Source organism: Pseudomonas fluorescens, from assembly GCF_001648775.1.
Taxonomy (GTDB): Bacteria; Pseudomonadota; Gammaproteobacteria; order Pseudomonadales; family Pseudomonadaceae; genus Aquipseudomonas; species Aquipseudomonas fluorescens_M.
The window spans coordinates 160,753-187,145 of record NZ_LVEJ01000019.1; the positions used below are offsets into that span (position 1 = coordinate 160,753).

Sequence of the window (26,393 nt, forward strand, 5' to 3'; positions counted from 1 at the left end):
CACGATCGACAATCGTGAAAGTCACTCCCGATGACCCGTGCGCCGGTGTACCGGCTCTCCCCTGTTTTGGATGGCCTGGGCTTAAGGATAGTTGGGAATTCGGGAGGTAAAGGCGAGATACGTAATTAGTTGTGGCAAGACCGTTCGTCTGCCCGCGCAGGCCCACGGCAGCCGGGGCCTGCGCGTTGCAAAAAAATTATTCGGCGGTGCCTTGCGCAGTTTCCGCAGGATAAGTCGTACGCCACAGCTCAAAGCCGCCGTCCATGCTGTAGACGTCGGAGAAGCCCTGGCTGATCAGGTACGCCGCTGCGCCCTGGCTGGAATTGCCGTGGTAGCAGACGACCACGGTCGGTGCATCGAGGTCAGCGCCTTGAATGAAAGCGTGCAGGGAATGGTTGTCCAGATGCTTCGAGCCGCTGATGTGCAGCGCGGCAAAAGTCGCCGGGTCGCGCACGTCGACGACGACAGCGCCTTGTTCACGCAGGGCCTGGGCCTGTTCCGGGGGGATTCGTTTGAATTCGCTCATGGCGGGTTCCTGTTGCTCGGCTGAAAGCGCAGTCTAACGCGGCGCGCTGACTGGCGAAGTTTGCGGGATAAGTGGTGCGACGGTCGGGGCGAGGCCGCCGTGCTCATCGCATTTGCACGACAGGCGTTCGCCGCTGTCGACGTTCATCAGGGTCAGGCTGCCGCCCCAGACACAACCGGTGTCCAGCGCCGAGATACCCGGCTCATGGATATTGCCTTCGAGTGCCGCCCAGTGGCCGAAGATGATGCGCAAGCCTTTGGTCTTGCGCTCTCTGTGCTGGAACCACGGTTTGTAGCCGGGCGGGGCGGTGTCGAGGCCTTCCTTGCTCTTGAGGTCGAGCTTGCCTTCGGCGGTGCAGAAACGCATCCGTGTGAAATAGTTGGTGATGACGCGCAGGCGGGCAACGCCCTTGAGGTCGTTATCCCACTTCGCCGGTTCGTTGCCGTACATGCCGTCGAGATAGGCCGGAAACAGATTTTCGTCACGCAGGGCGGTTTCGACTTCGTCAGCGCACTTCAAGGCGCGACGCAGTGACCATTGCGGTGGAATGCCGGCGTGGACCATGGCGACATCACGCTGCTCGTCGTAGTGCATGAGCTTTTGTTGGCGCACCCACTCCAGCAGCTCAGCGCTGTCCGGCGCGTCTAAAATCTCGCGCAGAGTATCGGATTTCTTCAACCGCTCGATATTCTTTGCGGCAGCGAGCAGGTGCAAGTCGTGGTTGCCCAGCACACAGACCAGCGATTCACGCATGCCATACAAAAAGCGCAGGGTTTCCAGTGATTGCGGGCCACGGTTGACCAGGTCACCGACCAGCCACAGTCGATCAAGCTTTGGGTCGAACGCCACTTGCTTGAGCAGGCATTTCAGCGGTTCAAGGCAGCCCTGCAGGTCGCCGACGGCATATGTCGCCATCAGTGCAAAGATCCGGGCACGGCGAGACGGAACGGCTTGATGATGGCGTCGAAATGTTTGCCATCGTCGGCGACCATTTCGTAGGTGCCCTGCATGGTGCCGACTTTGGTGGTCATTACCGTGCCGCTGCTGTAGGTGTGGCTTTGGCCGGCATCGATCAACGGTTGCTGACCCACCACGCCGGCGCCACGCACTTCTTCGACATGGCCATCGCCATCGGTGATCACCCAGTGCCGCGACAGCAGCTTGGCCGGGATCGCGCCATTGTTCTGCACAGTGATGGTGTAGGCGAAGGCGAAGCGGTCGTGCTCGGGTTGCGATTGGTCTGCCAGATAGCGGGTGACGACGCTGACATCGACCTGGTAACGGGAATCGGACATGCAAGAGGCCTTAAACGAAGCGGAACGCGGGGCGTAGCTGATGGGGAATCAGTCTAGGCAAGTATCGGGCAGTAAACCAGAGTGGCGTCCTGCCCGATAGCGTTCATCGTTTATCAGTCGGCGGCGGGGGAGGCCGGGACTTGTACCGCCAACTGGTCGGCCAGGCGTACGAATGCGGCCAGGTCCAGTTGCTCGGGGCGCAGGCTGCCATCAACGCCGGCTGCTTCGATCTCGGCATTGCTGAGCAATTGCTTGAGGGTGTTGCGCAAAGTCTTGCGGCGTTGGTTGAAGGCTTCGCGCACAACGCGCTCCAGCAGCTTGTGATCCTTGGCCGGGTGCGGCAGCACGGCGTGCGGCACCAGACGAACGATCGCCGAATCGACCTTCGGCGGCGGGTTGAACGCGCCCGGGCCGACGTTGAACAGGTGCTCTACGCGGCAGTGGTACTGAACCATGATCGACAGACGACCCCAGTCACCGCCGCCAGGGCCTGCGGCCAGACGCTCGACCACTTCTTTCTGCAGCATGAAGTGCATGTCGCGAATGATGCTGGCGTTGTTCAGCAGATGAAAAATCAGCGGTGTCGAAATGTTGTACGGCAGGTTGCCGACCACACGCAGACTATTCGGCGCGGCGTTCAGGCTGTTGAAGTCGAACTTCAGTGCATCGCCCTGATGCAGGTTGAAATTGCTCTTGCCGGCAAACTGCTGGTTGAGGATCGGGATCAGATCCTTGTCCAACTCCACCACGTCCAGTTGTGCGCCGGATGACAGCAGGCCGGCGGTCAGTGCACCCTGGCCCGGGCCGATTTCCAGCAGGCGGTCTTCAGACTTGGCGCTGATGGAGCGCAGGATGCGGTCGATAACCCCGGCATCGTGCAGGAAGTTCTGGCCAAAGCGTTTGCGCGCCTTGTGTTGGTATTGCTCGGTCATAAACGGGTCTCGGCCATCTGGTAGGCGGTTTCCAGGGCGACTTGCAGGCTGCCGGTGTCGATCTTGCCGCTGCCGGCCAGATCCAGGGCGGTGCCATGATCGACCGATGTGCGGATGATCGGCAAACCCAGGGTCACGTTGACGGCAGCGCCGAAGCCTTTGTACTTGAGCACAGGCAAGCCCTGGTCGTGGTACATCGCCAGCACTGCGTCGCAGTGCTCCAGATATTTGGGGGTAAACAGAGTGTCGGCAGGCAGCGGGCCACGAAGGTCCATGCCCTCGCCGCGCAGGCGCTCTAATGTCGGTTCAATGATGTCGATTTCTTCATGGCCCAAATGGCCGCCTTCACCGGCGTGCGGGTTGAGTCCGCAGACCAGGATGCGTGGCTGGGCAATGCCGAATTTGTTTTGCAGGTCGCTGTGCAGAATCCGCGTCACTCGCTCCAGCCGCTCCGGTGTGATCGCGTCGGCAATCTCGCGCAGAGGCAGGTGAGTGGTGACCAGCGCCACGCGCAAACCGCGGGTGGCGAGCATCATCACCACTTGGGCGGTGTGGGTCAGGTCAGCGAGGAATTCCGTGTGCCCGGAAAAGGCGATACCTGACTCGTTGATCACGCCCTTGTGCACAGGGGCGGTGATCATCCCGGCGAAGTCGCCGTTGAGGCAGCCATTGCCGGCGCGGGTCAGGGTTTCGAGTACGAACGCGGCGTTGGCCTTGTCCAGTTGCCCGGCTACCACTGGGGCGCTGAGCGGTGTGTCCCAAACGTAAAGGCTGTTGGCGGGCGCCGGAGCATCCGGCCAACGGCCAGGAGCAACATCCAGCAAAGTGACGGCCAGCCCCAACTGCGCGGCCCGCTCGGAGAGCAGGTCGCGGCTGGTAATGGCAATCAGGGGATGTGGCTGGGCTTGCGAGGCGAGCAGCAGGCACAGGTCGGGACCGATGCCGGCTGGTTCGCCGGGTGTCAGCGCGAAACGCTGGGGTTTCACTGCGCTGCCTGGTCTGCACCAGGGAGTTTGATCTCTACATACGCTTCGTCACGGATCTGACGCAGCCAGGTTTGCAGCTCTTCGTCGTATTTGCGGTTACGCAGTACGGTCATGGCTTGCTGCTCGCGGGCCTGTTCGGTGCTGTCGGTGGCGCGACGGCCAAGGACTTCCAGAACGTGCCAGCCGTATTGGGTCTGGAATGGCTTGGACAGCTGACCTTGTGGGGTCTTGGCCATCACTTCGCGGAACTCCGGTACCAGTGCGTTCGGGTCGATCCAGTTCAGGTCGCCGCCGTTGAGCGCCGAGCCCGGGTCTTCGGAGTAGCTTTTCGCCAGGGTGGCGAAATCTTCACCGGCGATGATGCGCTCATAAAGCGATTGCACCAGGGCCTTGGTCTTGGCTTCGTCGCGAATCGGGCTTGGCTTGACCAGAATGTGGCGAACATGCACTTCGTCGCGCATCTGGGCTTCGCCGCCGCGTTTGGCCAGCAGCTTGAGGATGATGAAGCCACCCGGTGTGCGTGCAGGCTGCGTGATGTCGCCGACGGCCATGCTGCTCAACTCGCGGTCGAACGGCGGTGGCAGTTGCGCGGCTTTACGCCAGCCCATGTCGCCGCCTTCCAGCGCGTTGTCGCTGCCGGACTTGGCAACGGCCATCTGGCCGAAGTCAGCACCTTGCTTGAGTTGCTGGTAAACCTCCATGGCCTGACGGGCAGCGCTCTGAATCGCATCAGAGTTGGCGCTTTCCGGGGTCGGAATCAGGATGTTGGCCAGGTGCAGTTCTTCGGACAGTTGCATTTTGCCCAGATCGGAGGCGAGGAAGTTTTTCACTTCCTGCTCGGAAACCTGAATGCGCTCTGCCACACGGCGCTGACGCACACGGCTGATGACCATTTCACGTTTGATCTGGTCACGAGCGTCGTCATAGGACAAGCCGTCGTGAGCCAGAGCAGCGCGGAACTGATCAACCGTCATGTTGTTGCGCTGGGCAATGGTGCCGACCGCCTGGTTCAGTTCTTCATCGGTAATGCGGATGCCGGAACGCTCGCCGATCTGCAGTTGCAGGTTTTCGACGATCAGGCGCTCAAGCACCTGTTGATCCAGGACGCCAGGAGGCGGCAAGCCGCCACCACGTTTGGCGATGGTCTGCTGCACTTCGTGGACGCGCTGGTCCAGTTGGCTCTGCATGACCACGTCGTTGTCGACGATCGCTACCACTTTGTCGATGGATTGAACTGCGGCGTTAGCCGCAGTACCCAGGAACAACGCGCCCAGCATCAGCGGGCGCAGACAATCAGAAAGCTTGGTCTTCACGTTCACGATAACCTTGAATGCCTTTGTCGAGGAAGCTCTCTACCTTGGCGCCAGTGAGGCCGCCGAGTCCCTTCAGAACAATTTGGAGGAAGACGCCATGGTCGCCTTTTTCGTTTTGCGGAGCTTCCTGGCTGAACTCGTCATAGGAAACCCAGTAACGGTTGATCAGGCGCAGTTTCCAGCAGCAGTTGTCGTACTCGAAGCCACCAAAGGCTTCCAGGGTACGGTTACGGTTGTAGTCGTACTGCCAGCGGCTGATCGCGTTCCACTGTGGAACGATCGGCCAGATGACCGAGAAGTCATGCTGCTGGATCTTGTAGTAGTCCTTCACGTAGCCAGGCTGGCCAGGAGTGCCGTAGTCACCACCACCGACCGACCATTTACCGGTGTTCTGGTCGTAACGAACCTGGTCATTGCGATAGCGATAGCCGGCGTTGATAACCTTGTTCGGGTTGTCTTCAGGCTGGTAGTGGAACATCGCGCTGCCGGAACGTGGGCTGCGGCTGTCCGGATCCCAGTTGTAGTCGGCCGTGGTGCGCCAATCGCGGTTCCAGCGGTATTCGTATTCCAGCGCGTATGGCGATACGTCGGATTGGGCATCTTTGCGATCCTTGAACGCGATGCCTGGCAGTTGTACTTCACGATCCTTGAAGTAGTAAGCCTGACCGACGCTGATGCGTTGACGCTCGAAACCGTTGTCTTCAATCCAGCGGCTGGTCACGCCCAGCGACAGCTTATTCTCGTCGCCAACGCGGTCGGAGCCAGAGAAGCGGTTGTCGCGGAACAATGACGCGTAGTTGAAGGTGTATTCGCTGGTGTCGAATACCGGAATGTCTTCCTGATCGACCTTGGGTACATAAAGGTAGAACAGACGTGGTTCCAGGGTCTGGCGGTAATTCTTGCCGAAGTACGACGTGTTGCGGTCGAAGTACAGGCCGCTGTCGATGCTGGCAATCGGCACACCACGGTTTTGATTGCTGTCGAATTCACCGTTGAGCTTCTTCTGCTCTGCAGTCATTAAATCGATCTGCGATTTACCGGTGTTGTCCAGATCCAGTTGGTACTGGGTGTACTGATACTTCAGCGATGGCTTCAGGAAGCCATAAGTCCAGTTCATTGGCAGACTGACACCCGGCTTGAGGTTCAAGCGGTCGCCATTGGCACGTGCCAGACCAGTGATGTTGTTGTCCAGGCGCGGCTCGGTTGTTACACCGTCTTCCTGCACAAAAGTGCCACTTCTCAGATCACGGTCGAAACGGACCAGTTCGGTTTCGTAATCGAAATTCAAGCCTTCCGGATGATACGGCAGCTGACCATTGAAGGTGATCTGCGGCAGGCGGTCGTAAGGCGTGATGTTCGAAACGGTCGCGAGCTGATAGGCCTGAGCATTCAGGCGCGCGGTATAGCTGTCACCACGATAGGTAACCGAACCCTGCTGATTGACGAAATCTTCGGATTTCACACCAATCTGATCGGTCTGCAGATCCTGGAAGTAATAAGGATCGCTGATCTTGGTGTAGTCAACCTGGGTGAGCACGCGGGAGTCGAGACCGCCCTTGTGCTGCCAGTTGTACATGTAGCGAGTCTCGCTGTAGTCGGACTGACGCTTGCGATCATCGTCTTCGTCATTGAGGTACGCCGCACCGAACTGACCTTCACTCGACTTGGTCAGGTAACGGAATTCACCTTCCACCAACATGCCACGCTTGCTCATGTAACGTGGATACAACGTGGCGTCGTAGTTCGGCGCCAGGTTGAAGTAGTACGGTGTGACCAGCATGAAGCCGGTATCGCTGCCGCTGCCGATGGTCGGCGGCAGGAAGCCCGACTGACGACGGTCGTCGATCGGGAAATAGATGTACGGCGTGTACAGAATCGGAATGTCTTTTACGCGCAGCGTCACGTTGGTCGCGGTACCGAAACCGGTGGCCGGGTTCAAGGTGATGTTGTTGCCCTTGAGCTGCCAGGCATTGCTGTTCGGTTCGCACGTGGTGTACGTGCCGTCCTTCAAGCGAATGATGGCGTTTTCCGCACGTTTGGCGTACAGCGCGTTACCGCGGATTCGCGATTTGTGCATCACGTATTCGGCGTTGTCGACCTTGGCTTCACCGGTGTCGAGCTGCACATCGGCGTGGTCGCCGACGATCAGCGCGCCGTTGTCGCGGATACGTACATCGCCATTGAGTTCGGCGCGGCTCTCGGCCTGATACAGGCTGGCCTCATCGGACTCGACCTGCATGCTGCCCTGACGCAGGACGACATCGCCGGCCAGCGTACCGACTTGATCATCGGTGTTATAGCGCGATGCTTTTGCGCCGATAAAGGTCGGAGCATCGCTTTTATTCGTCTTGTCATTCATGCCAGGACGAATCGGTTCGATATAGGCACCAGAGCAATAAGGCCCGGTCTCGGCCAATTGAGCGGCGGTGAGCTTCTCGCGCGGAACCCAGTCGAGGTGACTGAAGTCTTCGCTACGGGATTTCAAGCCGCGGCCCTTGGCTTCGGTGACCAGCGCCGTTTTAGGGGCTGTGTCGGCAACCGAACCGCTCTCGGCCGCAGCTTCGCCGGTAGCGCTGACGGCACTGCCGTCATGCACCGGACGCGGCGGCAACGCAGCAGCGGTTGATTTGGGCGCACAGGCCCAACCACCCGCAGCCGAGACGGAGCAGTCATACTGCTCGGCGGCTACAACGAATTGACTGGCCAGAGGTTGCATAGCCAGCAGACTGCCGGTTACCAACAACGGAAATTTTTTACGAAACGCGGGGGATTTCAATGCCATCTTATTAGTCCGGGCTTCCTGCGTGCCATCTGCCCGCGGTGTGGGCCGCACGCCTCTCGATGGTCTGAAAAAGATGCTGGATAATAAAGCATGACCCGCTTGACGGCTAGCGCCGTCGGAGACCCTTGCAATGCCTGACCAAGATGTACGCTTGCAACACCTGAAAGTTTGGCTCGATGAGCAGTTGGCAATCCTGTTTGCAGATCAGGGTTGGGGCGTCGTGCCCCCGGCCACGTTGACCGCGGCCAGCAGCGACGCGAGTTTCCGCCGTTACTTCCGCTGGGAAGGTGAGGGGCGCAGCTTCGTCGTGATGGACGCACCGCCACCGCAGGAAAACTGCAAACCGTTCGTGGATATCGCTTTTTTGCTGGCGAAATCCGGAATAAATGTGCCGAAAATTTATGCCGAAGACCTCGAACGCGGATTTCTTTTGCTCAATGACCTGGGCAACAAGACCTACCTCGACGTGATTGATGGCGAAAATGCCGATGCTTTGTTCGACGATGCCCTGCAAGCACTGTTGGCTTTTCAGCAGTTGCCGATGGTCGCGCCGCTGCCGAGTTACGACGTCGCTTTGCTGCGCCGTGAACTGGAACTGTTCCCTGAGTGGTACGTGAAGCGTGAACTCGGCGTCGAGTTCAACGCGGCTCAGCAACAACAGTGGCAGCAGATCAGTGATCTGTTGATCGACAGCGCCCTGGCCCAACCCAAAGTGCTGGTGCACCGCGACTACATGCCACGCAACCTGATGCTCAGCGAACCAAACCCTGGCGTGCTGGATTTTCAGGATGCGGTCTACGGTCCGGTGACCTACGACGTGACCTGCCTGTTCAAGGACGCCTTCCTCAGTTGGCCTGAAGAGCGCGTGCGCGGCTGGCTGGAAAATTACTGGCAACAAGCCTCGGCGCTGAACATTCCGGTGCAGCCGGACTTTGAAGACTTCCTGCGCGCCAGCGATTTGATGGGCGTGCAGCGTCACCTGAAAGTCATCGGCATCTTTGCGCGCATCTGCCATCGCGATGGTAAGCCGCGTTATCTGGCCGACGTGCCGCGTTTCTTCTCTTATATAGAAGCAGTGATCGCGCGTCGTCCTGAACTGGCGGAACTGCAAGCGCTGTTCACCAGCCTGCGGGTTGGAGCAACAGCATGAAGGCAATGATTCTGGCGGCAGGCAAAGGCGAGCGCATGCGCCCGCTGACCCTGACCACGCCGAAACCGCTGGTACGTGCCGGTGGCGTGCCATTGATCGAGTATCACCTGCGCGCTTTGGCGGCCGCAGGTTTCAACGAGATCGTGATCAACCACGCCTGGCTCGGTCAGCAGATCGAAGATTACCTGGGTGATGGTTCGCAGTTTGGCGTGAGCATTGAGTATTCGCCTGAAGGTGAACCGCTGGAAACCGGTGGTGGCATTTTCCGTGCGCTGCCACTGCTCGGCGACGATGCTTTCCTGGTGGTCAACGGTGATATCTGGACCGACTACGACTTCAGCGTGTTGCACCAGCCGATCAACGGGCTCGCGCATCTGGTACTGGCCGACAATCCGGCGCACCACCCGAGCGGTGATTTCACACTGATCGACGGTAGAGTGCACGACGGCCAACCTGACGCGCAGACCCTGACCTACAGCGGCATCGCCGTGCTTCATCCGCAACTGTTCGATGGCTGCAGCGACGGTGCTTTCAAACTGGCACCGCTGCTGCGCAAGGCCATGGCGGCTGGTGAAGTCACGGGCGAGCGTCTGAAAGGTCACTGGGTCGATGTCGGTACGCACGAGCGTCTGGCCGAAGCTGAAACCTTGATAAAAGCGAGTCGCTGATATGTTGTGGCCAGGGACTCTGATTGGAGCCGGAGCGGGTTTTGCGATCGCCAGCATTCCGGGGGCCATGCTTGGGGCATTGTTGGGACAGGCGCTGGATCGGCGTCTGCATTTGCAGAGCTGGGGGCACTTGCGCGAAAAACTCGGCGGTCAGCCGATGCTGCGCAATGATGAATTGCTGTTCGTGTTGCTCGGGCGTCTGGCCAAGAGCGACGGGCGCGTCACCGATGGGCATATCCAGCAGGCACGCAACGAGATGCGTGCGCTGGAGATGAGCGAGCCGGCGACGCGTCGGGCGATTGCCGCGTTCAACCGTGGCAAGTCCGGCAACGACAATCTGCGCGGTTATCTGCGGCGCCTGAGTGCGCAGCCTCATGCCGCCGAAGGCGTATTGCGTGCCTGTTGGCGGATGGTCTGGGCCGATGGCCGCGCGGGTGTCAGCGAGCGTGAACTGCTGGCGCAGTGGGGCAAGTGGCTGGGCTGGACAACGCATCAGGTGCAAGCATTGGCCAGCGATTACGAGCCGGGCAAGCGGCCAATCGTCAGTGCGGCGGTGAGCTATCAAGAGGCGATGCGTTTGCTGGGCGTGTCGGCGTCCAGCGAACCGGCGCAAATCAAACGTGCCTATCGGCGCCTGCTCAGTCGTCATCATCCGGACAAGATCGCCGGTACGGGGGCGACGCCATTGCAGGTGCGTGAAGCCACCGAAAAAACCCGTGAGCTGCACAATGCCTACACATTGATTCGTGAGCGGCGGGATTTTCGCTAAACGTTAGAGCTGTGTTGCCAGTGATGGCCCCTTCGCGAGCAAGCTCGCTCCCACATTGGATCTGCGTACACAATCCATTGTGGGAGCGAGCTTGCTCGCGAATGAAGGCGCCTCGGTCTTATTCGGTCAGTCCGTGTTCTGCGGATTCAACCAGCCACGCACCCGGCGGAACAATTGTTCCTGCTCAGCCTTGTTATCCGGCAAAGCCTTGAGCGCCACCTGGCTGAACGCCGAGGTCTTCAAGCGCTTGCTCGCCTGCATGCGCTCCAGCGCCGCATTGCGATCCAGCGGCTTGTCCATGTAGAAAATATCCGCAGTCGGCAATTTCAATGTCGGCGTCAACTCCGCCAGTTGCGGCTTGGCCTTGGCGGGTGTCTGCGCGTCGACCATGACGAATTTCTCTATTTGCGCGGTTTGTTTTTCGCTCAGGTATCGCGCGGCCCAATAGGCGCCGGTGCCGTGACCGAGGACGACAATGCTGCGCGCACTCTGTTGTTCGGCGTAGGCAATCGCCGCGTCAATACGGGCGAAAATTCGCTCGGCATCGGCCTTGGATTGCTCTTCGCTGGTTTCAGCGACCACTTGATCGGCGACTTCGGCTTCACCGCCAGCGGCTTGCTCGATCGGCTGCGCGGTGGTGGCGTCCTTGCTGCCCGTCTCGGCGGCTTTCGGTGCCGCAGCGGCGGCAACCACGCGCGGGGCGATGACGTCGCTTTGCAGGTCGGGCAAGGTGATACTCAGGCTGCTCCACTTGGCGTCCGGCAGTTTCTGCCGTAATGGACCGATTGCCTGCGGCCAGTCAGCGGTTTCGCCGGCACCGGGGATGAGAATCACCGCGCCTTTGGGCTCGGCCGTATTGGCCGGTTTCCACAGGGCCAGAAAGGTGTCGCTGCCGGCCTGCAGTTGTTGCTGTTCTTGCGCCGGGACTTTACGTTCCAGTGCCGCGGCTTCTTCCTGACTACGCTCAAGCAGTGGCTGGCGTTCGGCCGGTTTTTCTTCAGCCGGTTTTTCTGCCGCAGGGGCGGGATCAGCGGCGCTGACGGAAAACGCACAAGGCAGGATCAGCGACAGGCACAATGCTGGCATTGCCAGGCGATAAACAGAGGGCATCGGTTATTCCAGGCCAGAAAGTATCCCGGCAGCCTAATGGGTTGGTCAGAATTTGTCAGTGTATGAGACTTCAATGAAGCGATTTTGCTGCCTGTGGGTTATCGGCTGGGTGTGGCTTCCCTTGATGGGGTGGGCGGCACCTGCGCCACCGTCGCATGTCGCGCAATTGTCGGAGGGCCAGCAACAGTGGCTCGCGCAACACGATGAATTGCGCGTGGGCCTGGTCTTGCAGGCGCCGTACGCGCAATACGACCGGCGTTTACAGAAGTTGTCCGGGGCCAACGTCGAGTTGATGAAGCTGCTGGCCAAGGCCCTCAACGTCGAATTGAGCTGGCGTAATTTTCCAGACCTTGAGCAGCTGGAAACCGCTGCGCGCGAGGGCGAGATCGACATCGCTCCCGGCCTCAGCCAAACCCCGAGTGCGCTGCGCCTGTGGCAGTTCTCGGATCCTTACATGCGTGTGCCGCAACTGGTGGTCAGCGATCAGAAGGCCAGCGGCGTGGTCGATCTGGAGAAAATCGACAGCCAGACCCGCGTCGCCGTGCGCATGCCCAGCAGCACCGCCGACTATTTGCGCGGCAACTATCCGCATCTGAATCTGCAAGGTGTGCCGCTGGAGCGTCAGGCGCTGCAGTTGCTGTTGAGTCAACAGGCCACTTACGCCGTGGTCGATGAAGCGCAGCTCGGGCGGCTGTCGGCAGAGCCGGAGTTCGCCGAGCTGGTGGTGGTTGGCGATATCGGTTTGCCGCAATTGTTACGAGTGGGTTCGCGCCGCGACTGGCCGGAACTGGCTGGCATCATCCAGAGCGCCCTGCGTGCGATCCCGGCCAAGGATCTCGAGCAATTGCACAATCAGTGGCTGCAACCCAAGTACCCACGGTTGTCGGAGTCGCCGGGGTTCTGGCAGAACCTCAGCCTGTTGTTTGCGGTGATGTTGCTCAGCTGCGTGGCCATTGTGTTCTGGCAGCGCCGTCAGCAGCACAGCCTCGAACAACGCCTGTTGGCGGCGCGCGAGGACATTGCCTTGCGCGCGGCCAGCGAGGAAGCCCTGCGCCTGACCCAATTCTCCATCGACCAAAGCACCGTCGGCATCCTCTGGGTCAATTGGGACAGCCATGTGCGTTACGCCAATCGCGCGGCGGAAATCATGCTCGGGTATCCCTCGGGCGGGTTGATCGAAAGGCCGCTGATCGACTTCGAACCCGGCCTGCACATGGATCGCTGGCTCAACCTGTGGAAGCGTGCGCGGGCCAGCGAAGAAGGGCCGCTGAGTTTTGAAACCAGTTGCGTGCGCGCTGACGGCAGTATTCTGCCCGCGGACGTGTCGCTGAGTTTCCTGCGCTTTCGCGACAGCGAATACCTGGTGGTTTACCTCAACGACGTGACCGAGCGCCGTCGCGCCTTGGCGGCGTTGCAGGAAAGCGAGGCGCGTCTGCAGGGCATCGCCGCCAACGTGCCGGGGCTGGTGTTCCGTCTCGAGCGGGCGCCGGTGACCGGGCAGATCGACTTCGCCTACATCAGTGAAGGCAGCGAAAGTCTGGTTGGCTATGCGCCGGCCGCTATCGCCCATCGCGACATGGGTTTGCGCAGCCTGGTGCATCCGGACGACAAGGCCAGTTATCACCGCACTCAAGATCAGGCGCTGGACACTGACAGCGACTGGTCGTGGCAGGGCCGAATTCTCACGCGTCAGGGCGAGCAGCGCTGGGCCGAGATCAAGGCGATCACCCGGCAGTTGGAGGATGGCGCCTACGTGTGGGACGGCATCGTCTGGGACATTACCGAGAGCAAGCGTATCGAACTGGAACTGGCGGCCTCGCGCGCGCAATTGCGCGAACTGTCGGCGCACCTTGAGAGTGTGCGTGAGGAAGAGAAGGCGCGGATCGCCCGCGAGGTGCACGATGAGCTGGGGCAGATGTTGACGGTGCTGAAACTGGAAACGTCGATGTGCGAACTGGCCTATGCGCAACTCGATCCGGGGCTGAACGAACGGCTCAACAGCATGAAACGCCTGATCGCCCAATTGTTCCAGTTGGTGCGTGATGTGGCGACCGCGCTGCGACCGCCGATTCTCGATGCGGGGATCGCTTCGGCAATCGAATGGCAGGCGCGACGGTTCGAGGCGCGTACGCAGATTCCATGTCTGGTGCAGGTGCCGGACAATCTTCCGGCGCTCAGCGATGCCAAGGCGATTGGCTTGTTTCGGATTTTGCAGGAGGCGCTGACCAACGTGATGCGCCATGCTCAGGCGCATACTGTCGAGCTGACGCTGGCGCTGGAAGGCGACGAGTTATGTCTGACAGTCAGTGATGATGGCGTAGGATTTGTCGCCGCTGCCGGTCGGCCGACTTCGTTTGGGTTGGTCGGCATGCGTGAGCGGGTGCTGATCATGGGTGGGCGATTGGTGCTGGAAAGTGAGCCGGGGGAGGGCACCAGTCTGGTGGTGCGCGTGCCGGTGAGTGAGGTTTGAGTTTTTTGCGGTGTCGACGCCGGCCTCTTCGCGAGCAAGCTCGCTCCCACAGGGAAATGCATTTCAATGTGGGAGCGAGCTTGCTCGCGAATGATGCTGACGTTGAATTCGAACAATGGAGAAAAACGTGATCCGTGTACTGGTAGCTGAAGACCACACCATCGTCCGCGAGGGCATCAAGCAATTGATCGGCCTGGCCAAGGATCTGCAAGTAGTGGGCGAGGCGAGCAATGGTGAACAACTGCTCGAAATCCTGCGCAGCCTGCCGTGCGAAGTGGTGCTGCTCGACATCTCCATGCCCGGCGTCAATGGTCTGGAGGCGATCCCGCGGATCCGTGCATTGAACAATCCGCCGGCGATTCTGGTGCTGTCGATGCACGATGAAGCGCAGATGGCTGCGCGGGCGTTGAAGGTCGGCGCGGCCGGTTATGCGACCAAGGACAGCGATCCGGCGCTGCTGCTCACTGCCATTCGCAAAGTCGCGGCAGGAGGGCGTTACATCGATCCCGATCTGGCCGATCGCATGGTCTTTGAAGTCGGCCTGACCGATGCACGGCCGTTGCACTCGTTGCTGTCCGAGCGCGAATTCTCGGTGTTTGAACGCCTGGCCCAAGGCGCCAACGTCAATGACATCGCCCAGCAACTGGCCCTCAGCAGCAAAACCATCAGCACCCACAAGGCGCGGCTGATGCAGAAGCTCAACATCACCTCGCTGGCCGAACTGGTCAAATACGCGATGGAACACAAGCTCCTCTAAAGATCCCCGCGATCAAACCTGTGGGAGCGAGCTTGCTCGCGAATGCGATGTATCAGTCACAGAATGAGTTGAATGACCCACCGCTTTCGCGAGCAAGCTCGCTCCCACAAGGGATCTGCTTTGGATCCGGATTGTGCGCATATCCCTAAGCGACACGCGTTTTTGCCATTGCTTGTGGCTCGCAGCTTGTCGCTTGTCACTGCTTTATCCATTAGCGCCATCCTTGTAGGGCAATCCCTACCCCCAACCTTCCATCCGGCTGAGGCGATTCTCTCCTGCGCCCCGATTTGCGCGCCTGTCAGCAGCCACTAGGCTTAACCCACAAGCAGTCATCAACAACAAAGGTGTGGGTATGAGCCAGGTCGATACAAACGCAGGGGCCAGTGATGTGCTGGTCAGCTTTCGTGGAGTGCAGAAGAGCTACGACGGCGAGAACCTGATCGTCAAAGACCTCAACCTGGACATCCGCAAAGGCGAATTCCTCACCCTGCTCGGGCCGTCCGGTTCTGGCAAGACCACCAGCCTGATGATGCTCGCCGGATTCGAAACGCCGACTGCCGGCGAAATTCTGCTGGCCGGGCGTTCGATCAACAACGTGCCGCCACACAAGCGCGACATCGGCATGGTCTTTCAGAACTACGCACTGTTCCCGCACATGACCGTGGCGGAAAACCTCGCGTTCCCGCTGACCGTGCGAGGTCTGAACAAAAGCGACGTCAGCGACCGCGTGAAGAAAGTCCTCAGCATGGTTCAGCTCGACGCGTTCGCCTCGCGCTATCCGGCGCAGTTGTCCGGTGGCCAGCAGCAACGGGTGGCGCTGGCTCGCGCGCTGGTGTTCGAACCGCAACTGGTGCTGATGGACGAACCTCTCGGCGCCCTCGACAAACAATTGCGTGAACACATGCAGATGGAAATCAAACACCTGCACCAGCGCCTCGGCGTGACCGTGGTCTACGTGACCCACGATCAGGGTGAAGCGCTGACCATGTCCGACCGCGTCGCGGTATTCCATCAGGGCGAAATCCAGCAGATCGCCCCGCCGCGCAGCCTCTACGAAGAACCGAAAAACACTTTTGTCGCCAACTTCATCGGTGAGAACAACCGCCTCAACGGCCGTCTGCTCAGCCAGAGCGGCGAGCGTTGCGTGGTCGAGTTGGGCCGTGGCGAAAAAGTCGAGGCACTGGCGGTCAACGTCGGCAAGACCGGCGAACCGGTGACCCTGTCGATCCGTCCGGAGCGCGTCAGCCTCAACGGTTCGAGCGATCAATGCGTCAACCGCTTCTCAGGGAGGGTGGCGGAATTCATCTATCTGGGCGACCACGTCCGGGTGCGCCTGGAGGTCTGTGGCAAAACCGACTTCTTCGTAAAACAACCGATTGCCGAGCTCGATCCCGCGCTCGCCGTCGGTGACGTGGTTCCGCTTGGCTGGCAGGTCGAGCACGTTCGCGCGCTTGATCCGCTTTTAGAGGCGAACTGATCGCCCCGGCAATACCAACACCAACCCTGCACGTGGAGAGAACAATAAATGTTGAGATCCCTGAAGTTCACCGCCCTGACCCTGGGCCTGATGGGTGCGGCCAGCGCAATGGCCGCAGGCCCTGATTTGACCGTGGTGTCGTTTGGCGGGGCGAACAAGGCGGCGCAAGTCAAAGCCTTCTATGCACCGTGGGAAGCGGCGGGCAACGGCAAGATCGTCGCCGGCGAATACAACGGCGAAATGGCCAAAGTCAAAGCCATGGTCGACACCAAGAGCGTGTCGTGGGACTTGGTGGAAGTTGAATCGCCAGAACTGTCCCGTGGTTGCGACGAAGACATGTTCGAGCAACTCGACCCGGCGCTGTTCGGCAAGACTGAAGACTACGTAAAAGGCGCGATTCAGCCATGCGGCGTGGGTTTCTTCGTTTGGTCGACCGTACTCGCATACAACGCCGACAAACTGAAAACCGCACCAACCAGCTGGGCGGATTTCTGGGACACGAAGAAATTCCCGGGCAAGCGTGGCTTGCGCAAAGGCGCCAAGTACACCCTCGAATTCGCGCTGATGGCCGATGGTGTGGCGCCGAAAGACGTCTACAAAGAGCTGGCGAGCAAGGGTGGCCAGGATCGCGCGTTCAAGAAACTTGATGAGCTGAAGCCGAATATCCAGTGGTGGGAAGCCGGCGCACAACCGCCGCAATACCTCGCTTCCGGTGACGTGGTGATGAGCTCGGCTTACAACGGTCGCATCGCTGCCGTGCAGAAAGAATCCAACCTGAAAGTGGTGTGGAACGGCGGCATCTACGACTTCGACGCCTGGGCCATCCCGAAAGGTCTCGACGCCAAGCGCGCCGAAGCGGCGAAGAAGTTCATCGCCTACTCGGTACAACCGCAGCAGCAGAAGACCTACTCGGAAAACATCGCCTACGGCCCGGCCAACACCCAGGCTGTGCCGTTGCTGGCCAAGGATGTCCTGAAAGACATGCCGACCACCCCGGAAAACATCGCCAACCAGGTGCAGATCGACGTCAGCTTCTGGGCTGACAACGGCGAGCAACTGGAGCAGCGCTTCAACTCCTGGGCGGCGAAATAACCGAGGGCTCGTTCTCTTGTGGGAGCGAGCTTGCTCGCGAAAGCGCCAGTCCATTCAACATTGATGTCGACTGATGCGCCGCCTTCGCGAGCAAGCTCGCTCCCACATTTGGATCTGTGTGCATCAATCGATCGAGTTGGTTCGCCACCTCTGTAACGATCAAAGATTTGCGGAGTACGTCATGGCCATCGCCGTTCCCCTGAACGAGGGCAACAGCCCCACCTTGAAGCAGAAGCTCAAGCGCGCCGAGCGGGTCAACCGCTGGAAGGCTCAAGCGCTGATTGCGCCGCTGGTGCTGTTTCTGCTGCTGGTGTTTCTGGTGCCGATCGTGGCGCTGCTCTACAAAAGCGTCGGCAACCCCGAAGTGGTTGGCGGCATGCCGCGCACCGTAGCGGCCATCGCCAGTTGGGACGGCCGCGGCCTGCCCGCTGAACCGGTCTACAAAGCCGCCGGCGAAGACCTCGCCGAAGCGCGTAAAAACCAGACGCTGGGCGATTTGTCCAAGCGCTTGAACATGGAGTTGGCCGGCTACCGCAGCCTGCTGACCAAAACTGCCCGGGCGCTGCCGTTTGCCAGCGAACCGGCCTCTTATAAAGAAGCCCTGGAAGGTCTCGACGAACGTTGGGGCGATCCGGCCTACTGGCAAGCGGTCAAACGCAACACCAGCAGCATCACCCCGTATTACCTGCTGGCGGCAGTCGATCACCGCATCGACGACCTCGGCGAAATCGCCCCGGCCACCCCCGATCAGGCGATCTACCTCGACATCTTCGCTCGCACCTTCTGGATGGGCCTGATCATCACCGTGATCTGCCTGCTGCTGGCTTATCCACTGGCGTACCTGCTGGCGAACCTGCCATCGCGCCAGAGCAATTTGCTGATGATTCTGGTGCTGCTGCCGTTCTGGACCTCGATTCTGGTGCGCGTCGCCGCGTGGATCGTACTGCTGCAATCGGGCGGTCTGATCAACAGTGGCTTGATGGCCATGGGCATCATCGATAAGCCGCTGGAGCTGGTGTTCAACCGCACTGGCGTGTACATCTCGATGGTGCACATCCTGCTACCGTTCATGATCCTGCCGATCTACAGCGTGATGAAAGGCATCTCGCCGACCTACATGCGTGCCGCCATTTCCCTCGGCTGCCACCCGTTCGCCAGTTTCTGGCGGGTGTACTTCCCGCAGACTTATGCCGGTGTTGGCGCCGGTTGCCTGTTGGTGTTCATCCTCGCCATCGGCTACTACATCACCCCGGCGCTGCTCGGCAGCCCGAACGATCAAATGGTCAGTTACTTCGTCGCCTTCTACACCAACACCAGCATCAATTGGGGCATGGCCACCGCGCTGGGCGGGCTGTTGCTGCTGGCGACCGTGGTGCTTTATCTGATTTACAGCTGGCTGGTGGGCGCCAGTCGCCTGCGCCTGAGCTAAGGGGAATTCGAGATGCTGAGTCCTTACATGTCGCCCATCGAACGGGTGTGGTTCTACAGCCTGCGGATCCTCTGCGGCCTGATTTTGTTGTTCCTGATTCTGCCGGTGCTGGTGATCATTCCGCTGTCGTTCAATTCGGGGAGCTTTCTGGTGTATCCGCTGCAGGGCTTCTCGCTGCACTGGTATCAGGATTTCTTCGCCTCGGCGGAATGGATGCGCGCACTGAAGAACAGCATCATCGTCGCCCCGGCGGCCACGGTGCTGGCGATGATCTTCGGCACGCTGGCGGCGATTGGCCTGACCCGTGGCGACTTCCCCGGCAAAGCGCTGGTGATGGCGTTGGTGATCTCGCCGATGGTGGTGCCGGTGGTGATCATTGGGGTGGCGAGTTATCTGTTCTTCGCGCCGTTGGGGCTGGGCAACAGCTTCTTCTCGCTGATTGTGGTGCATGCGGTGTTGGGTGTGCCGTTTGTAATCATCACCGTGTCGGCGACGTTGCAGGGGTTTAACCATAATCTGGTGCGGGCTGCTGCCAGTCTCGGTGCCTCGCCGTTGACCGCTTTTCGTCGGGTGACATTGCCGTTGATTGCGCCGGGGGTGATTTCCGGGGCGCTGTTTGCCTTTGCGACTTCGTTTGATGAGGTGGTGGTGACGTTGTTTCTTGCAGGGCCTGAACAGGCGACGTTGCCTCGGCAGATGTTCAGCGGGATTCGCGAAAACCTCAGCCCGACGATTGCGGCGGCGGCTACTTTGCTGATTGCGTTCTCGGTCATCCTGTTGCTGACCCTTGAGTGGTTACGAGGCCGCAGCGAGAAGCTGCGTACTGCTCAGGTTTAAGGGGCAGATCAAAAGCTTACCCCCTCACCCCAGCCCTCTCCCCCAAGGGGGCGAGGGGAAAGGGAGCAGATATTCGTGCTGTTCAGAGTCTGAGTTCGACTCGGTATCGCAAGTTTGCGTACCTCTCCCATCCACCTCGGTCAGTTTTTTTACCTTTGGGGGAAAGGGAGCCGATCTTCATGGTTTTCAAACCTGAGTTCGACTCGGTAATTCAGGTCGATGTACTTCGAGAGTACGACCCGGTCAGTCCCCTCTCCCTCCGGGAGAGGGCTAGGGTGAGGGGCTCTTGCTCTTGCCCTCGATGGTCATTCACCACCTGAATAGCAGACAACCCCAAATCCCCAGCTAATCTTGTGCCCAGCTCCCACATCTATAAGAGGCTGCGCACGATGAGTCTGTCCCAGTTCAAAATCGCTCACAAACTGATCACCGGCGCCGCCGCCATCGAACAACTCGCCGCCGAACTCACGCGCCTCGACATCGACAACCCGCTGATTGTCACCGACGCCGCGCTGGTCAAATCCGGCACGGTCGAGCTGGCGCTGGTGCAACTCGGTGGGCGCGACTACGAGATTTTCGACCGCGTACTACCCGACCCGGAAATCGCCATCGTCGAAGACTGCATGCGCGTTTACCGCGAGGGCGGGCATGACGGTTTGATCGGCCTCGGTGGCGGCAGCGCCATCGACATCGCCAAAAGTGTTGCCGCCTATGCCGGTTACCACGGCGCGCTGGAAGACCTGTTCGGCGTCGATCAAGTGCCGCGCAAAGGCCCGCCGCTGATCGCCATCCCGACCACCGCCGGCACCGGTTCAGAAGTCACTAACGTCGCAATCCTTTCGGACAAAGTCGCGCAGCTGAAGAAAGGCATCGTCAGCGACTATCTATTGCCCGACGTCGCGCTGGTCAGCCCGCAGATGACCCTGACTTGCCCGCGCAGCGTCACCGCCGCCAGTGGCGTCGACGCGTTGGTGCACGCCATCGAATCCTACTTGTCGGTGAATGCCTCGCCGATCACCGACGCGCTGGCCATCGGCGCCATCAAGCTGATCGCCAAAGCCCTGCCCAAGGCCTACGCCAACGGCGCCAACCTGCAAGCCCGCGAAGACATGGCCACCGCCAGCCTGATGGCCGGCATGGCGTTCGGCAATGCCGGGGTCGGCGCGGTGCATGCGCTGGCGTATCCGCTGGGCGGTCGCTTCAACATTGCTCATGGCGTCAGCAATGCCTTGCTGCTGCCGTATGTCATGACCTGGAACAAGATGGCCTGCGTCGAACGCATGCAGGATATTGCCGAAGCCATGGGCGTGAACACCGCTCATCTGAGTGCCGCCGAAGCGGCGGACAAAGCCGTGCAGGCGATGACCGATCTGTGCGCAGCGGTGGAAATTCCTGCCGGCCTGCGCAGTTTCGGTGTGCCGGAAGAGGCGATCCCGGCGATGGCCGTGGAAGCGGCGGGGATCGAGCGGCTGATGCGCAACAACCCGCGCAAACTCAGCGCTGCCGACATCGAGAAGATCTACCGCGCGGCGTACTGAGTCAGCGCCGGTCATCGGTCATGGCATAACCCAATCATCGCGGTCACGGTGCGCGCTGGGAAACTTGAGGTATACAATGCGCGCCATCGTGATTTAGCTCAGAAAAGGTGCGTCATGCAGCCCTTCGTAATTGCTCCGTCGATTCTCTCCGCCGACTTCGCCCGCCTCGGCGAGGAAGTGGACAATGTTCTGGCCGCCGGCGCCGACTTCGTCCACTTCGACGTCATGGACAACCACTACGTACCGAACCTGACCATCGGCCCGATGGTTTGCGCGGCGTTGCGCAAGTACGGCGTCACCGCGCCGATCGACGCACACCTGATGGTCAGCCCGGTGGATCGCATCGTTGGCGACTTCATCGAAGCCGGCGCGACCTACATCACCTTCCACCCGGAAGCCACGCTGCACGTTGATCGCTCGCTGCAACTGATCCGTGAAGGCGGCTGCAAATCCGGTCTGGTGTTCAACCCGGCGACCCCGCTGGACGTGCTCAAGTACGTGATCGACAAGGTCGACATGGTCTTGCTGATGAGCGTCAACCCGGGTTTCGGCGGGCAGAAGTTCATTCCCGGCACCCTCGACAAACTGCGCGAAGCGCGGGCGATCATCGATGCCTCGGGCCGTGACATCCGTCTGGAAATCGACGGCGGCGTCAACGTCAACAACATCCGCGAGATCGCGGCGGCTGGCGCGGACACCTTTGTCGCCGGCTCGGCAATCTTCAATGCGCCGAACTATCAGGAAGTCATCGACAAGATGCGCTCCGAACTGGCGCTGGCGCGCCCATGAGTGGGTTTGAGCAGCTGTTCCCGGGAAAACTGCCTCGGCTGGTGATGTTCGATCTGGATGGCACGCTGATCGACTCGGTTCCAGACCTGGCAGCGGCGGTGGACACCATGCTGCTCTCCCTCGGCCGCCAGCCCGCCGGCATCGAGTCGGTGCGCGAGTGGGTTGGCAACGGCGCGCCGGTTCTGGTGCGCCGTGCTTTGGCCGGTGGCATCGATCATTCGGCGGTGGATGACGTCGAGGCCGAGCACGCGCTGGAAGTGTTCATGGAGGCTTACGGCGCCAGCCATGAGCTGACCGTGGTTTATCCCGGTGTGCGCGACACCCTCAAGTGGCTGCACAAACAAGGCGTGGCCATGGCGCTGATCACCAACAAACCGGAGCGCTTCGTCGCGCCGCTGCTGGATCAGATGAAAATCGGCCGCTACTTCAAGTGGATCATCGGCGGCGATACCTTGCCGCAGAAAAAGCCTGATCCGGCGGCGCTGTTCTTCGTGATGAAAATGGCCAACATCCCGGCCTCGCAATCGTTGTTCGTCGGCGACTCGCGCAGCGATGTGCTGGCGGCGAAAGCAGCAGGGGTCAAATGCGTGGCGCTGAGTTATGGCTACAACCACGGCAGGCCGATTGCCGAGGAATCGCCGGCATTGGTGATCGACGATCTGCGCAAGCTAATTCCCGGTTGCCTCGGTTCGGCCGCTGAGATAACGTTGCCCGACGCTTCTCAATCCCATTCTGGAAACGCCATCGTGGTGGTCACTCGCAAACTCTGGATGAAAGTCATCAAGGCCCTGGCCCGCTGGCGTTGGCGCGCCTGACTTGTTCCTGGCCGGCCTGCCGGCGCGTTTGCATACCTGACTGATTTGCCCCTCACACCACGAGGCACCTTATGATCCGCGAAGAATTCCTGCGCTTGGCCGCTGACGGCTACAACCGCATTCCGTTGGCCTGCGAAACCCTGGCCGACTTCGACACACCGCTGTCGATCTACCTGAAACTGGCCGACCAGCCCAACTCCTACCTGCTCGAATCGGTGCAGGGCGGCGAGAAATGGGGCCGTTACTCGATTATCGGTCTGCCATGCCGCACGGTTATGCGCGTTCACGATCATCACGTCAGCATCACCGTCGATGGCGTTGAGACTGAAAGCCATGATGTTGAAGACCCGCTGGCCTTCGTCGAAACCTTCAAGGCGCGCTACAACGTGCCGACCATCGCCGGTCTGCCGCGCTTCAACGGTGGTCTGGTCGGTTATTTCGGTTACGACTGCGTGCGCTATGTCGAAAAACGCCTGGGCAAGTGCCCGAACCCTGATCCGCTGGGCGTGCCGGACATTCTGCTGATGGTTTCCGATGCCGTCGTGGTGTTCGACAACCTCGCCGGCAAGATGCACGCGATCGTGTTGGCCGACCCTGCGCAGGCCGATGCCTTCGAACAAGGTCAGGCGCAATTGCAGGCGTTGCTGGAGAAACTGCGCCAGCCGATCACTCCGCGCCGTGGTCTGGATTTCAGCAAGCAGCAAGCGGCTGACCCGGTGTTCCGTTCCAGTTTCACTCAGGACGATTACGAAAAAGCCGTCGACACCATCAAGGAGTACATCCTTGCCGGTGACTGCATGCAGGTCGTGCCGTCGCAGCGCATGTCGATCGACTTCAAGGCTGCACCCATCGATCTGTATCGCGCTCTGCGTTGCTTCAACCCGACGCCGTACATGTACTTCTTCAACTTCGGCGACTTCCACGTCGTCGGCAGTTCGCCGGAAGTGTTGGTACGGGTTGAAGACAACCTGATCACCGTGCGCCCGATTGCCGGTACTCGCCCACGTGGCGCCACCGAAGAAGCGGACGTGGCGCTGGAAGAAGATCTGCTGTCGGACGACAAGGAGATCGCCGAGCACTTGATGCTGATCGATCTGGGCCGTAACGACACTGGTCGCGTCTCGGAAATCGGCTCGGTGAAGCTCACCGAGAAGATGGTTATCGAGCGTTATTCCAACGTGATGCACATCGTTTCCAACGTTACCGGCCAATTGAAGGCCGGGCTGACGGCGATGGACGCACTGCGGGCGATTCTGCCGGCGGGCACCTTGTCCGGTGCACCGAAGATTCGCGCGATGGAAATCATCGACGAGCTGGAACCGGTCAAGCGCGGTGTATATGGCGGTGCGGTCGGCTACTTCGCCTGGAACGGCAACATGGACACCGCGATTGCGATCCGTACTGCCGTGATCAAGAACGGCGAACTGCACGTGCAGGCCGGTGGCGGCATCGTCGCCGACTCGGTGCCGGCGCTGGAGTGGGAAGAGACCCTGAACAAGCGCCGCGCGATGTTCCGCGCCGTGGCCCTGGCCGAGCAAACCCCGGACTGATCACTGATCTTCCCTGTGGGAGCGAGCTTGCTCGCGAAGGGGCCCTGTCAGTCAGTATTTATGCTGGCTGACCCACCGCTTTCGCGAGCAAGCTCGCTCCCACATTCGATTTGTGTGTAGCCATAAAAAAGCGGCGCCTGTAAGGGCGCCGCTTTTTTTGTGCTGGTGACTTAGAAGTCGAGCACAACGCCGACGTTAACCCCCTGCTGGGTAAAATCATCATCCTTGCGCAACGAATAGCCGCCGCGCAGCGCCAGATCCGCCGTCAGCTTATGGCTCACACCCAGGCTCAAACGGTTCAAATGACTTTGCGGGGTATAGCCCTCAAGCTTGAAGTCATTGGCCGGCAAGGTATTGAGCGCGATGCGGACCTTCTGCACGTCATCTTCGTACTCACGCTCGTGAGCGTACTCGCCGAACACCTGAGTTTGCGGGGTAATGTTGTACTTGCCCTGCAAGCCCAGACCCAGGCGTTTCGAGTCGCGGGTCTGATCATCGAAGGTCAACGCTGTGGCACGGTTGCTCTTCTCAGAATAACCGTCGACATCAACGCTGGCGTAATCGGCGCTGACGAACGGCGACAGGTGCCATTCGCTGCCCGGTTGGGCAATGTCGTAACCGACGCGGGTGCTGAAGGCCCACAGATGGCCGTCGGTATCACCTTTCTCCGCACCCTCGCTGGCGCCGAGATCGAACTTGCGCTTGAGGTTGTCGTAGTCGAGTTTACCGCCGGTCAACGCCATGTCAGCCCACCAGCGATTCTGCTGGAACTGGGCGAATGCGGTGGCCAGATAGCTGTTGAGTTTGTAGTCCGAATCGTTATGACCGGCTTCCAGCGTCTGTCGATAGAAACCGCCAGCGACACCGACGCGCCAAGCGTCATTCAGACGATAGCTACCGCCGACGTTGAGGTTGTAACCACTGCCGTCGGCACTGACGCCGCTGCTCTGGCTGTCGACATCCAGATGCTGGCCGCCAGCCGAAACAATGGCGCGCCATTGGCCGACCGCTTGCCAGTTTTCCCAATCCGCCTGCCATTGGTTGCGCAGTTCATCCTGATGCGCGCGCAAGGTGGCGTGGGCCATTTCCGGTAACAGCGTCAGTTCCCACGGTGCGGCGAGTAGAGAGTAGGCGTAGTCGGAGATCAGTTTTTGCCCGGCTTCGGTCGGGTGTACGCCGTCGTTGTAGATCAGCTTGGTCGGGTCGGGTGTTGCACTGTTGATCCCGTAACGCGCGTTCTCGGTGCAGCCGCTGCCACTGAAGCAGGTCGCGGTCAGGTTCTGATCAGTCGCCAGGCCAAAGCGTCCCGGGTCGGCAAACACTTCCGAGAGCAGGACCGGAATGTTCAACGGAATGACTTCGGCGTTGATGCCTTGCAGGCGCGTGACCAACTGGTTGTTGAACTGGCCGGCGAGTTGACTGCTGAAGGCTTGCAGCGGGGTGCCGTTGATGGCCGGCGTAAGGCCAACGTCAGGCAGCAGCCAGACCATCACGTATTTGGCACCGGCAGTTTGCAACGTCTGCACGCTGTCAGCGAGGCGATCGGCGGCGGCGTTGGCTTGCGGCAGACTGAGAATGCGACCTTGCAGAAAGTCGTTACCGCCGCCGGAAATGTAGTACAGCGCGTTAGGATCGGCGCGAAAGCCGTTCGACGGCAGGTAACCGGCGCGGGTGCGTTCGCCCGTGGCCGATTGCGTGGTGATCGAGTCGAGAATCTGGTCGGTGCGATAACCGCCGACCGCCCAGTTGTTGCCGTCCGGCAGGCCTTCGTTGGCGCGTACGGCGGAACTTGAGGAGGCGGTCTGGTCGGGGCTGAAACCCAGGCGTCCGCCCAGCAGTTGTGTGGAGTTCAGCGAGCGCAGTTCACCGCTGCCGTCCAGATACACCGGCCCCGTCCGGTTGGTGTAACGCTGAGTGGCGCCGGCCGGGCCACCCGTGTCGGTAAAGGTCCCGGCATCGTTCAGGCTGTCGCCGAAAACAATGAAATTCGAATAGGGATTGGGTGCGGCATTGGCCTGGGCGCAGGCCAGTGCGAGCAAGCATCCGGCCAGCGGTACAAACAACGTCTGTTTGATCATGAGCAAGTCCGTTTATTTATTGTTGTAGGT

General features: G+C 60.3%; 22 protein-coding genes. 13 read left to right on the forward strand and 9 right to left on the reverse strand.

Features of this window, described 5'->3' with window-relative positions; all coding sequences use genetic code 11:
- Positions 1 to 196: 196 nt before the first annotated feature.
- From glpE to A8O26_RS18580, 7 genes are all read right to left on the reverse strand, one after another.
- Entirely contained in the window at positions 197 to 526 is a 330-nt protein-coding gene (gene glpE, locus A8O26_RS18550) for a thiosulfate sulfurtransferase GlpE (protein WP_016983139.1), read from the reverse strand.
- Positions 527 to 559: 33 nt separating this feature from the next.
- Positions 560 to 1,441: a symmetrical bis(5'-nucleosyl)-tetraphosphatase gene (locus A8O26_RS18555; protein ID WP_064119267.1), complete on the reverse strand. Its 882-nt coding sequence runs from the start codon at positions 1,439 to 1,441 to the stop codon at positions 560 to 562.
- On the reverse strand, positions 1,441 to 1,821 hold the full coding sequence (gene apaG / locus A8O26_RS18560) for a Co2+/Mg2+ efflux protein ApaG (RefSeq protein ID WP_064119268.1): 381 nt from the start codon (positions 1,819 to 1,821) through the stop codon (positions 1,441 to 1,443). Before apaG ends, A8O26_RS18555 begins: the two co-directional genes overlap by 1 nt.
- A 113-nt stretch (positions 1,822 to 1,934) precedes the next feature.
- On the reverse strand, positions 1,935 to 2,753 hold the full coding sequence (rsmA, locus tag A8O26_RS18565; RefSeq protein WP_064119269.1) for a 16S rRNA (adenine(1518)-N(6)/adenine(1519)-N(6))-dimethyltransferase RsmA: 819 nt from the start codon (positions 2,751 to 2,753) through the stop codon (positions 1,935 to 1,937).
- On the reverse strand, positions 2,750 to 3,739 hold the full coding sequence (pdxA, locus tag A8O26_RS18570) for a 4-hydroxythreonine-4-phosphate dehydrogenase PdxA (protein ID WP_064119270.1): 990 nt from the start codon (positions 3,737 to 3,739) through the stop codon (positions 2,750 to 2,752). Before pdxA ends, rsmA begins: the two co-directional genes overlap by 4 nt.
- Entirely contained in the window at positions 3,736 to 5,058 is a 1,323-nt protein-coding gene (gene surA / locus A8O26_RS18575; RefSeq protein WP_172828181.1) for a peptidylprolyl isomerase SurA, read from the reverse strand. The genes pdxA and surA overlap by 4 nt, the downstream gene beginning before the upstream one ends.
- Positions 5,033 to 7,834 carry an LPS-assembly protein LptD gene (locus A8O26_RS18580; RefSeq protein WP_064119271.1) on the reverse strand — a complete coding sequence of 934 codons (2,802 nt, stop codon included), beginning with the start codon at positions 7,832 to 7,834 and terminating at the stop codon, positions 5,033 to 5,035. Before A8O26_RS18580 ends, surA begins: the two co-directional genes overlap by 26 nt.
- A 130-nt stretch (positions 7,835 to 7,964) precedes the next feature.
- On the opposite strand from A8O26_RS18580, the gene A8O26_RS18585 reads away from it, so the two are divergent.
- Genes A8O26_RS18585 through A8O26_RS18595 form a run of 3 tightly spaced genes read left to right on the forward strand, consistent with a single transcriptional unit; the run spans position 7,965 to position 10,421 of the window.
- Positions 7,965 to 8,984, forward strand: a complete 1,020-nt coding sequence (locus A8O26_RS18585; RefSeq protein WP_064119272.1) for an aminoglycoside phosphotransferase family protein — start codon at positions 7,965 to 7,967, stop codon at positions 8,982 to 8,984.
- Entirely contained in the window at positions 8,981 to 9,652 is a 672-nt protein-coding gene (gene murU, locus A8O26_RS18590) for an N-acetylmuramate alpha-1-phosphate uridylyltransferase MurU (protein WP_064119273.1), read from the forward strand. Before A8O26_RS18585 ends, murU begins: the two co-directional genes overlap by 4 nt.
- Position 9,653: 1 nt before the next feature.
- Positions 9,654 to 10,421: a TerB family tellurite resistance protein gene (locus tag A8O26_RS18595; RefSeq protein WP_064119274.1), complete on the forward strand. Its 768-nt coding sequence runs from the start codon at positions 9,654 to 9,656 to the stop codon at positions 10,419 to 10,421.
- Between the two features lie 126 nt (positions 10,422 to 10,547).
- Here A8O26_RS18595 and A8O26_RS18600 read toward each other — a convergent pair whose 3' ends face one another.
- Positions 10,548 to 11,531: an alpha/beta hydrolase family protein gene (locus A8O26_RS18600; protein ID WP_064119275.1), complete on the reverse strand. Its 984-nt coding sequence runs from the start codon at positions 11,529 to 11,531 to the stop codon at positions 10,548 to 10,550.
- Between the two features lie 73 nt (positions 11,532 to 11,604).
- On the opposite strand from A8O26_RS18600, the gene A8O26_RS18605 reads away from it, so the two are divergent.
- From A8O26_RS18605 to trpE, 10 genes are all read left to right on the forward strand, one after another.
- The gene (locus A8O26_RS18605; protein WP_064119276.1) at positions 11,605 to 14,001 is read left to right on the forward strand and encodes a PAS domain-containing sensor histidine kinase; all 2,397 of its coding nucleotides are present in this window, start codon (positions 11,605 to 11,607) and stop codon (positions 13,999 to 14,001) included.
- Positions 14,002 to 14,116: 115 nt separating this feature from the next.
- Complete coding sequence (locus tag A8O26_RS18610; RefSeq protein WP_172828182.1) at positions 14,117 to 14,758, forward strand: response regulator; 642 nt, start codon at positions 14,117 to 14,119, stop codon at positions 14,756 to 14,758.
- Positions 14,759 to 15,110: 352 nt separating this feature from the next.
- On the forward strand, positions 15,111 to 16,235 hold the full coding sequence (locus A8O26_RS18615; RefSeq protein WP_064119277.1) for an ABC transporter ATP-binding protein: 1,125 nt from the start codon (positions 15,111 to 15,113) through the stop codon (positions 16,233 to 16,235).
- A gap of 48 nt (positions 16,236 to 16,283) precedes the next feature.
- Positions 16,284 to 17,327, forward strand: a complete 1,044-nt coding sequence (locus A8O26_RS18620) for an ABC transporter substrate-binding protein (RefSeq protein WP_016983607.1) — start codon at positions 16,284 to 16,286, stop codon at positions 17,325 to 17,327.
- Positions 17,328 to 17,508: 181 nt separating this feature from the next.
- Entirely contained in the window at positions 17,509 to 18,756 is a 1,248-nt protein-coding gene (locus tag A8O26_RS18625; protein WP_064119278.1) for an ABC transporter permease, read from the forward strand.
- Positions 18,757 to 18,768: 12 nt separating this feature from the next.
- Positions 18,769 to 19,593: an ABC transporter permease gene (locus tag A8O26_RS18630; RefSeq protein ID WP_064119279.1), complete on the forward strand. Its 825-nt coding sequence runs from the start codon at positions 18,769 to 18,771 to the stop codon at positions 19,591 to 19,593.
- A 389-nt stretch (positions 19,594 to 19,982) separates the two neighbouring features.
- Positions 19,983 to 21,131, forward strand: a complete 1,149-nt coding sequence (locus A8O26_RS18635) for an iron-containing alcohol dehydrogenase (protein WP_064119280.1) — start codon at positions 19,983 to 19,985, stop codon at positions 21,129 to 21,131.
- Positions 21,132 to 21,245: 114 nt separating this feature from the next.
- Positions 21,246 to 21,920 (forward strand): ribulose-phosphate 3-epimerase, encoded by a 675-nt coding sequence (rpe, locus tag A8O26_RS18640; RefSeq protein WP_007918813.1) that lies wholly within the window; start codon positions 21,246 to 21,248, stop codon positions 21,918 to 21,920.
- Complete coding sequence (locus A8O26_RS18645; RefSeq protein ID WP_064119281.1) at positions 21,917 to 22,735, forward strand: phosphoglycolate phosphatase; 819 nt, start codon at positions 21,917 to 21,919, stop codon at positions 22,733 to 22,735. The genes rpe and A8O26_RS18645 overlap by 4 nt, the downstream gene beginning before the upstream one ends.
- A 71-nt stretch (positions 22,736 to 22,806) precedes the next feature.
- On the forward strand, positions 22,807 to 24,285 hold the full coding sequence (gene trpE, locus A8O26_RS18650; RefSeq protein ID WP_064119282.1) for an anthranilate synthase component I: 1,479 nt from the start codon (positions 22,807 to 22,809) through the stop codon (positions 24,283 to 24,285).
- 170 nt (positions 24,286 to 24,455) lie between these two features.
- On the opposite strand, the gene estP is transcribed toward trpE, so the two are convergent.
- Entirely contained in the window at positions 24,456 to 26,363 is a 1,908-nt protein-coding gene (gene estP / locus A8O26_RS18655; protein ID WP_064119283.1) for an esterase EstP, read from the reverse strand.
- Between the last annotated feature and the right edge of the window lie 30 nt (positions 26,364 to 26,393).

What these genes read in the sequence shown, in the direction of transcription:
- A8O26_RS18625 (WP_064119278.1), top strand. Translation starts at nt 17,509, where the DNA reads ATGGCCATCGCCGTTCCCCTGAACGAGGGCAACAGCCCCACCTTGAAG.
- rpe (WP_007918813.1), top strand. Translation starts at nt 21,246, where the DNA reads ATGCAGCCCTTCGTAATTGCTCCGTCGATTCTCTCCGCCGACTTCGCC.
- murU (WP_064119273.1), top strand. Translation starts at nt 8,981, where the DNA reads ATGAAGGCAATGATTCTGGCGGCAGGCAAAGGCGAGCGCATGCGCCCG.
- A8O26_RS18635 (WP_064119280.1), top strand. Translation starts at nt 19,983, where the DNA reads ATGAGTCTGTCCCAGTTCAAAATCGCTCACAAACTGATCACCGGCGCC.
- A8O26_RS18580 (WP_064119271.1), bottom strand. Translation starts at nt 7,834, where the DNA reads ATGGCATTGAAATCCCCCGCGTTTCGTAAAAAATTTCCGTTGTTGGTA.
- trpE (WP_064119282.1), top strand. Translation starts at nt 22,807, where the DNA reads ATGATCCGCGAAGAATTCCTGCGCTTGGCCGCTGACGGCTACAACCGC.
- glpE (WP_016983139.1), bottom strand. Translation starts at nt 526, where the DNA reads ATGAGCGAATTCAAACGAATCCCCCCGGAACAGGCCCAGGCCCTGCGT.
- estP (WP_064119283.1), bottom strand. Translation starts at nt 26,363, where the DNA reads ATGATCAAACAGACGTTGTTTGTACCGCTGGCCGGATGCTTGCTCGCA.
- A8O26_RS18620 (WP_016983607.1), top strand. Translation starts at nt 16,284, where the DNA reads ATGTTGAGATCCCTGAAGTTCACCGCCCTGACCCTGGGCCTGATGGGT.
- apaG (WP_064119268.1), bottom strand. Translation starts at nt 1,821, where the DNA reads ATGTCCGATTCCCGTTACCAGGTCGATGTCAGCGTCGTCACCCGCTAT.
- A8O26_RS18595 (WP_064119274.1), top strand. Translation starts at nt 9,654, where the DNA reads ATGTTGTGGCCAGGGACTCTGATTGGAGCCGGAGCGGGTTTTGCGATC.
- A8O26_RS18585 (WP_064119272.1), top strand. Translation starts at nt 7,965, where the DNA reads ATGCCTGACCAAGATGTACGCTTGCAACACCTGAAAGTTTGGCTCGAT.
- A8O26_RS18605 (WP_064119276.1), top strand. Translation starts at nt 11,605, where the DNA reads ATGAAGCGATTTTGCTGCCTGTGGGTTATCGGCTGGGTGTGGCTTCCC.
- rsmA (WP_064119269.1), bottom strand. Translation starts at nt 2,753, where the DNA reads ATGACCGAGCAATACCAACACAAGGCGCGCAAACGCTTTGGCCAGAAC.
- A8O26_RS18615 (WP_064119277.1), top strand. Translation starts at nt 15,111, where the DNA reads ATGAGCCAGGTCGATACAAACGCAGGGGCCAGTGATGTGCTGGTCAGC.
- A8O26_RS18630 (WP_064119279.1), top strand. Translation starts at nt 18,769, where the DNA reads ATGCTGAGTCCTTACATGTCGCCCATCGAACGGGTGTGGTTCTACAGC.
- A8O26_RS18555 (WP_064119267.1), bottom strand. Translation starts at nt 1,441, where the DNA reads ATGGCGACATATGCCGTCGGCGACCTGCAGGGCTGCCTTGAACCGCTG.
- A8O26_RS18600 (WP_064119275.1), bottom strand. Translation starts at nt 11,531, where the DNA reads ATGCCCTCTGTTTATCGCCTGGCAATGCCAGCATTGTGCCTGTCGCTG.
- A8O26_RS18645 (WP_064119281.1), top strand. Translation starts at nt 21,917, where the DNA reads ATGAGTGGGTTTGAGCAGCTGTTCCCGGGAAAACTGCCTCGGCTGGTG.
- A8O26_RS18610 (WP_172828182.1), top strand. Translation starts at nt 14,117, where the DNA reads ATGGAGAAAAACGTGATCCGTGTACTGGTAGCTGAAGACCACACCATC.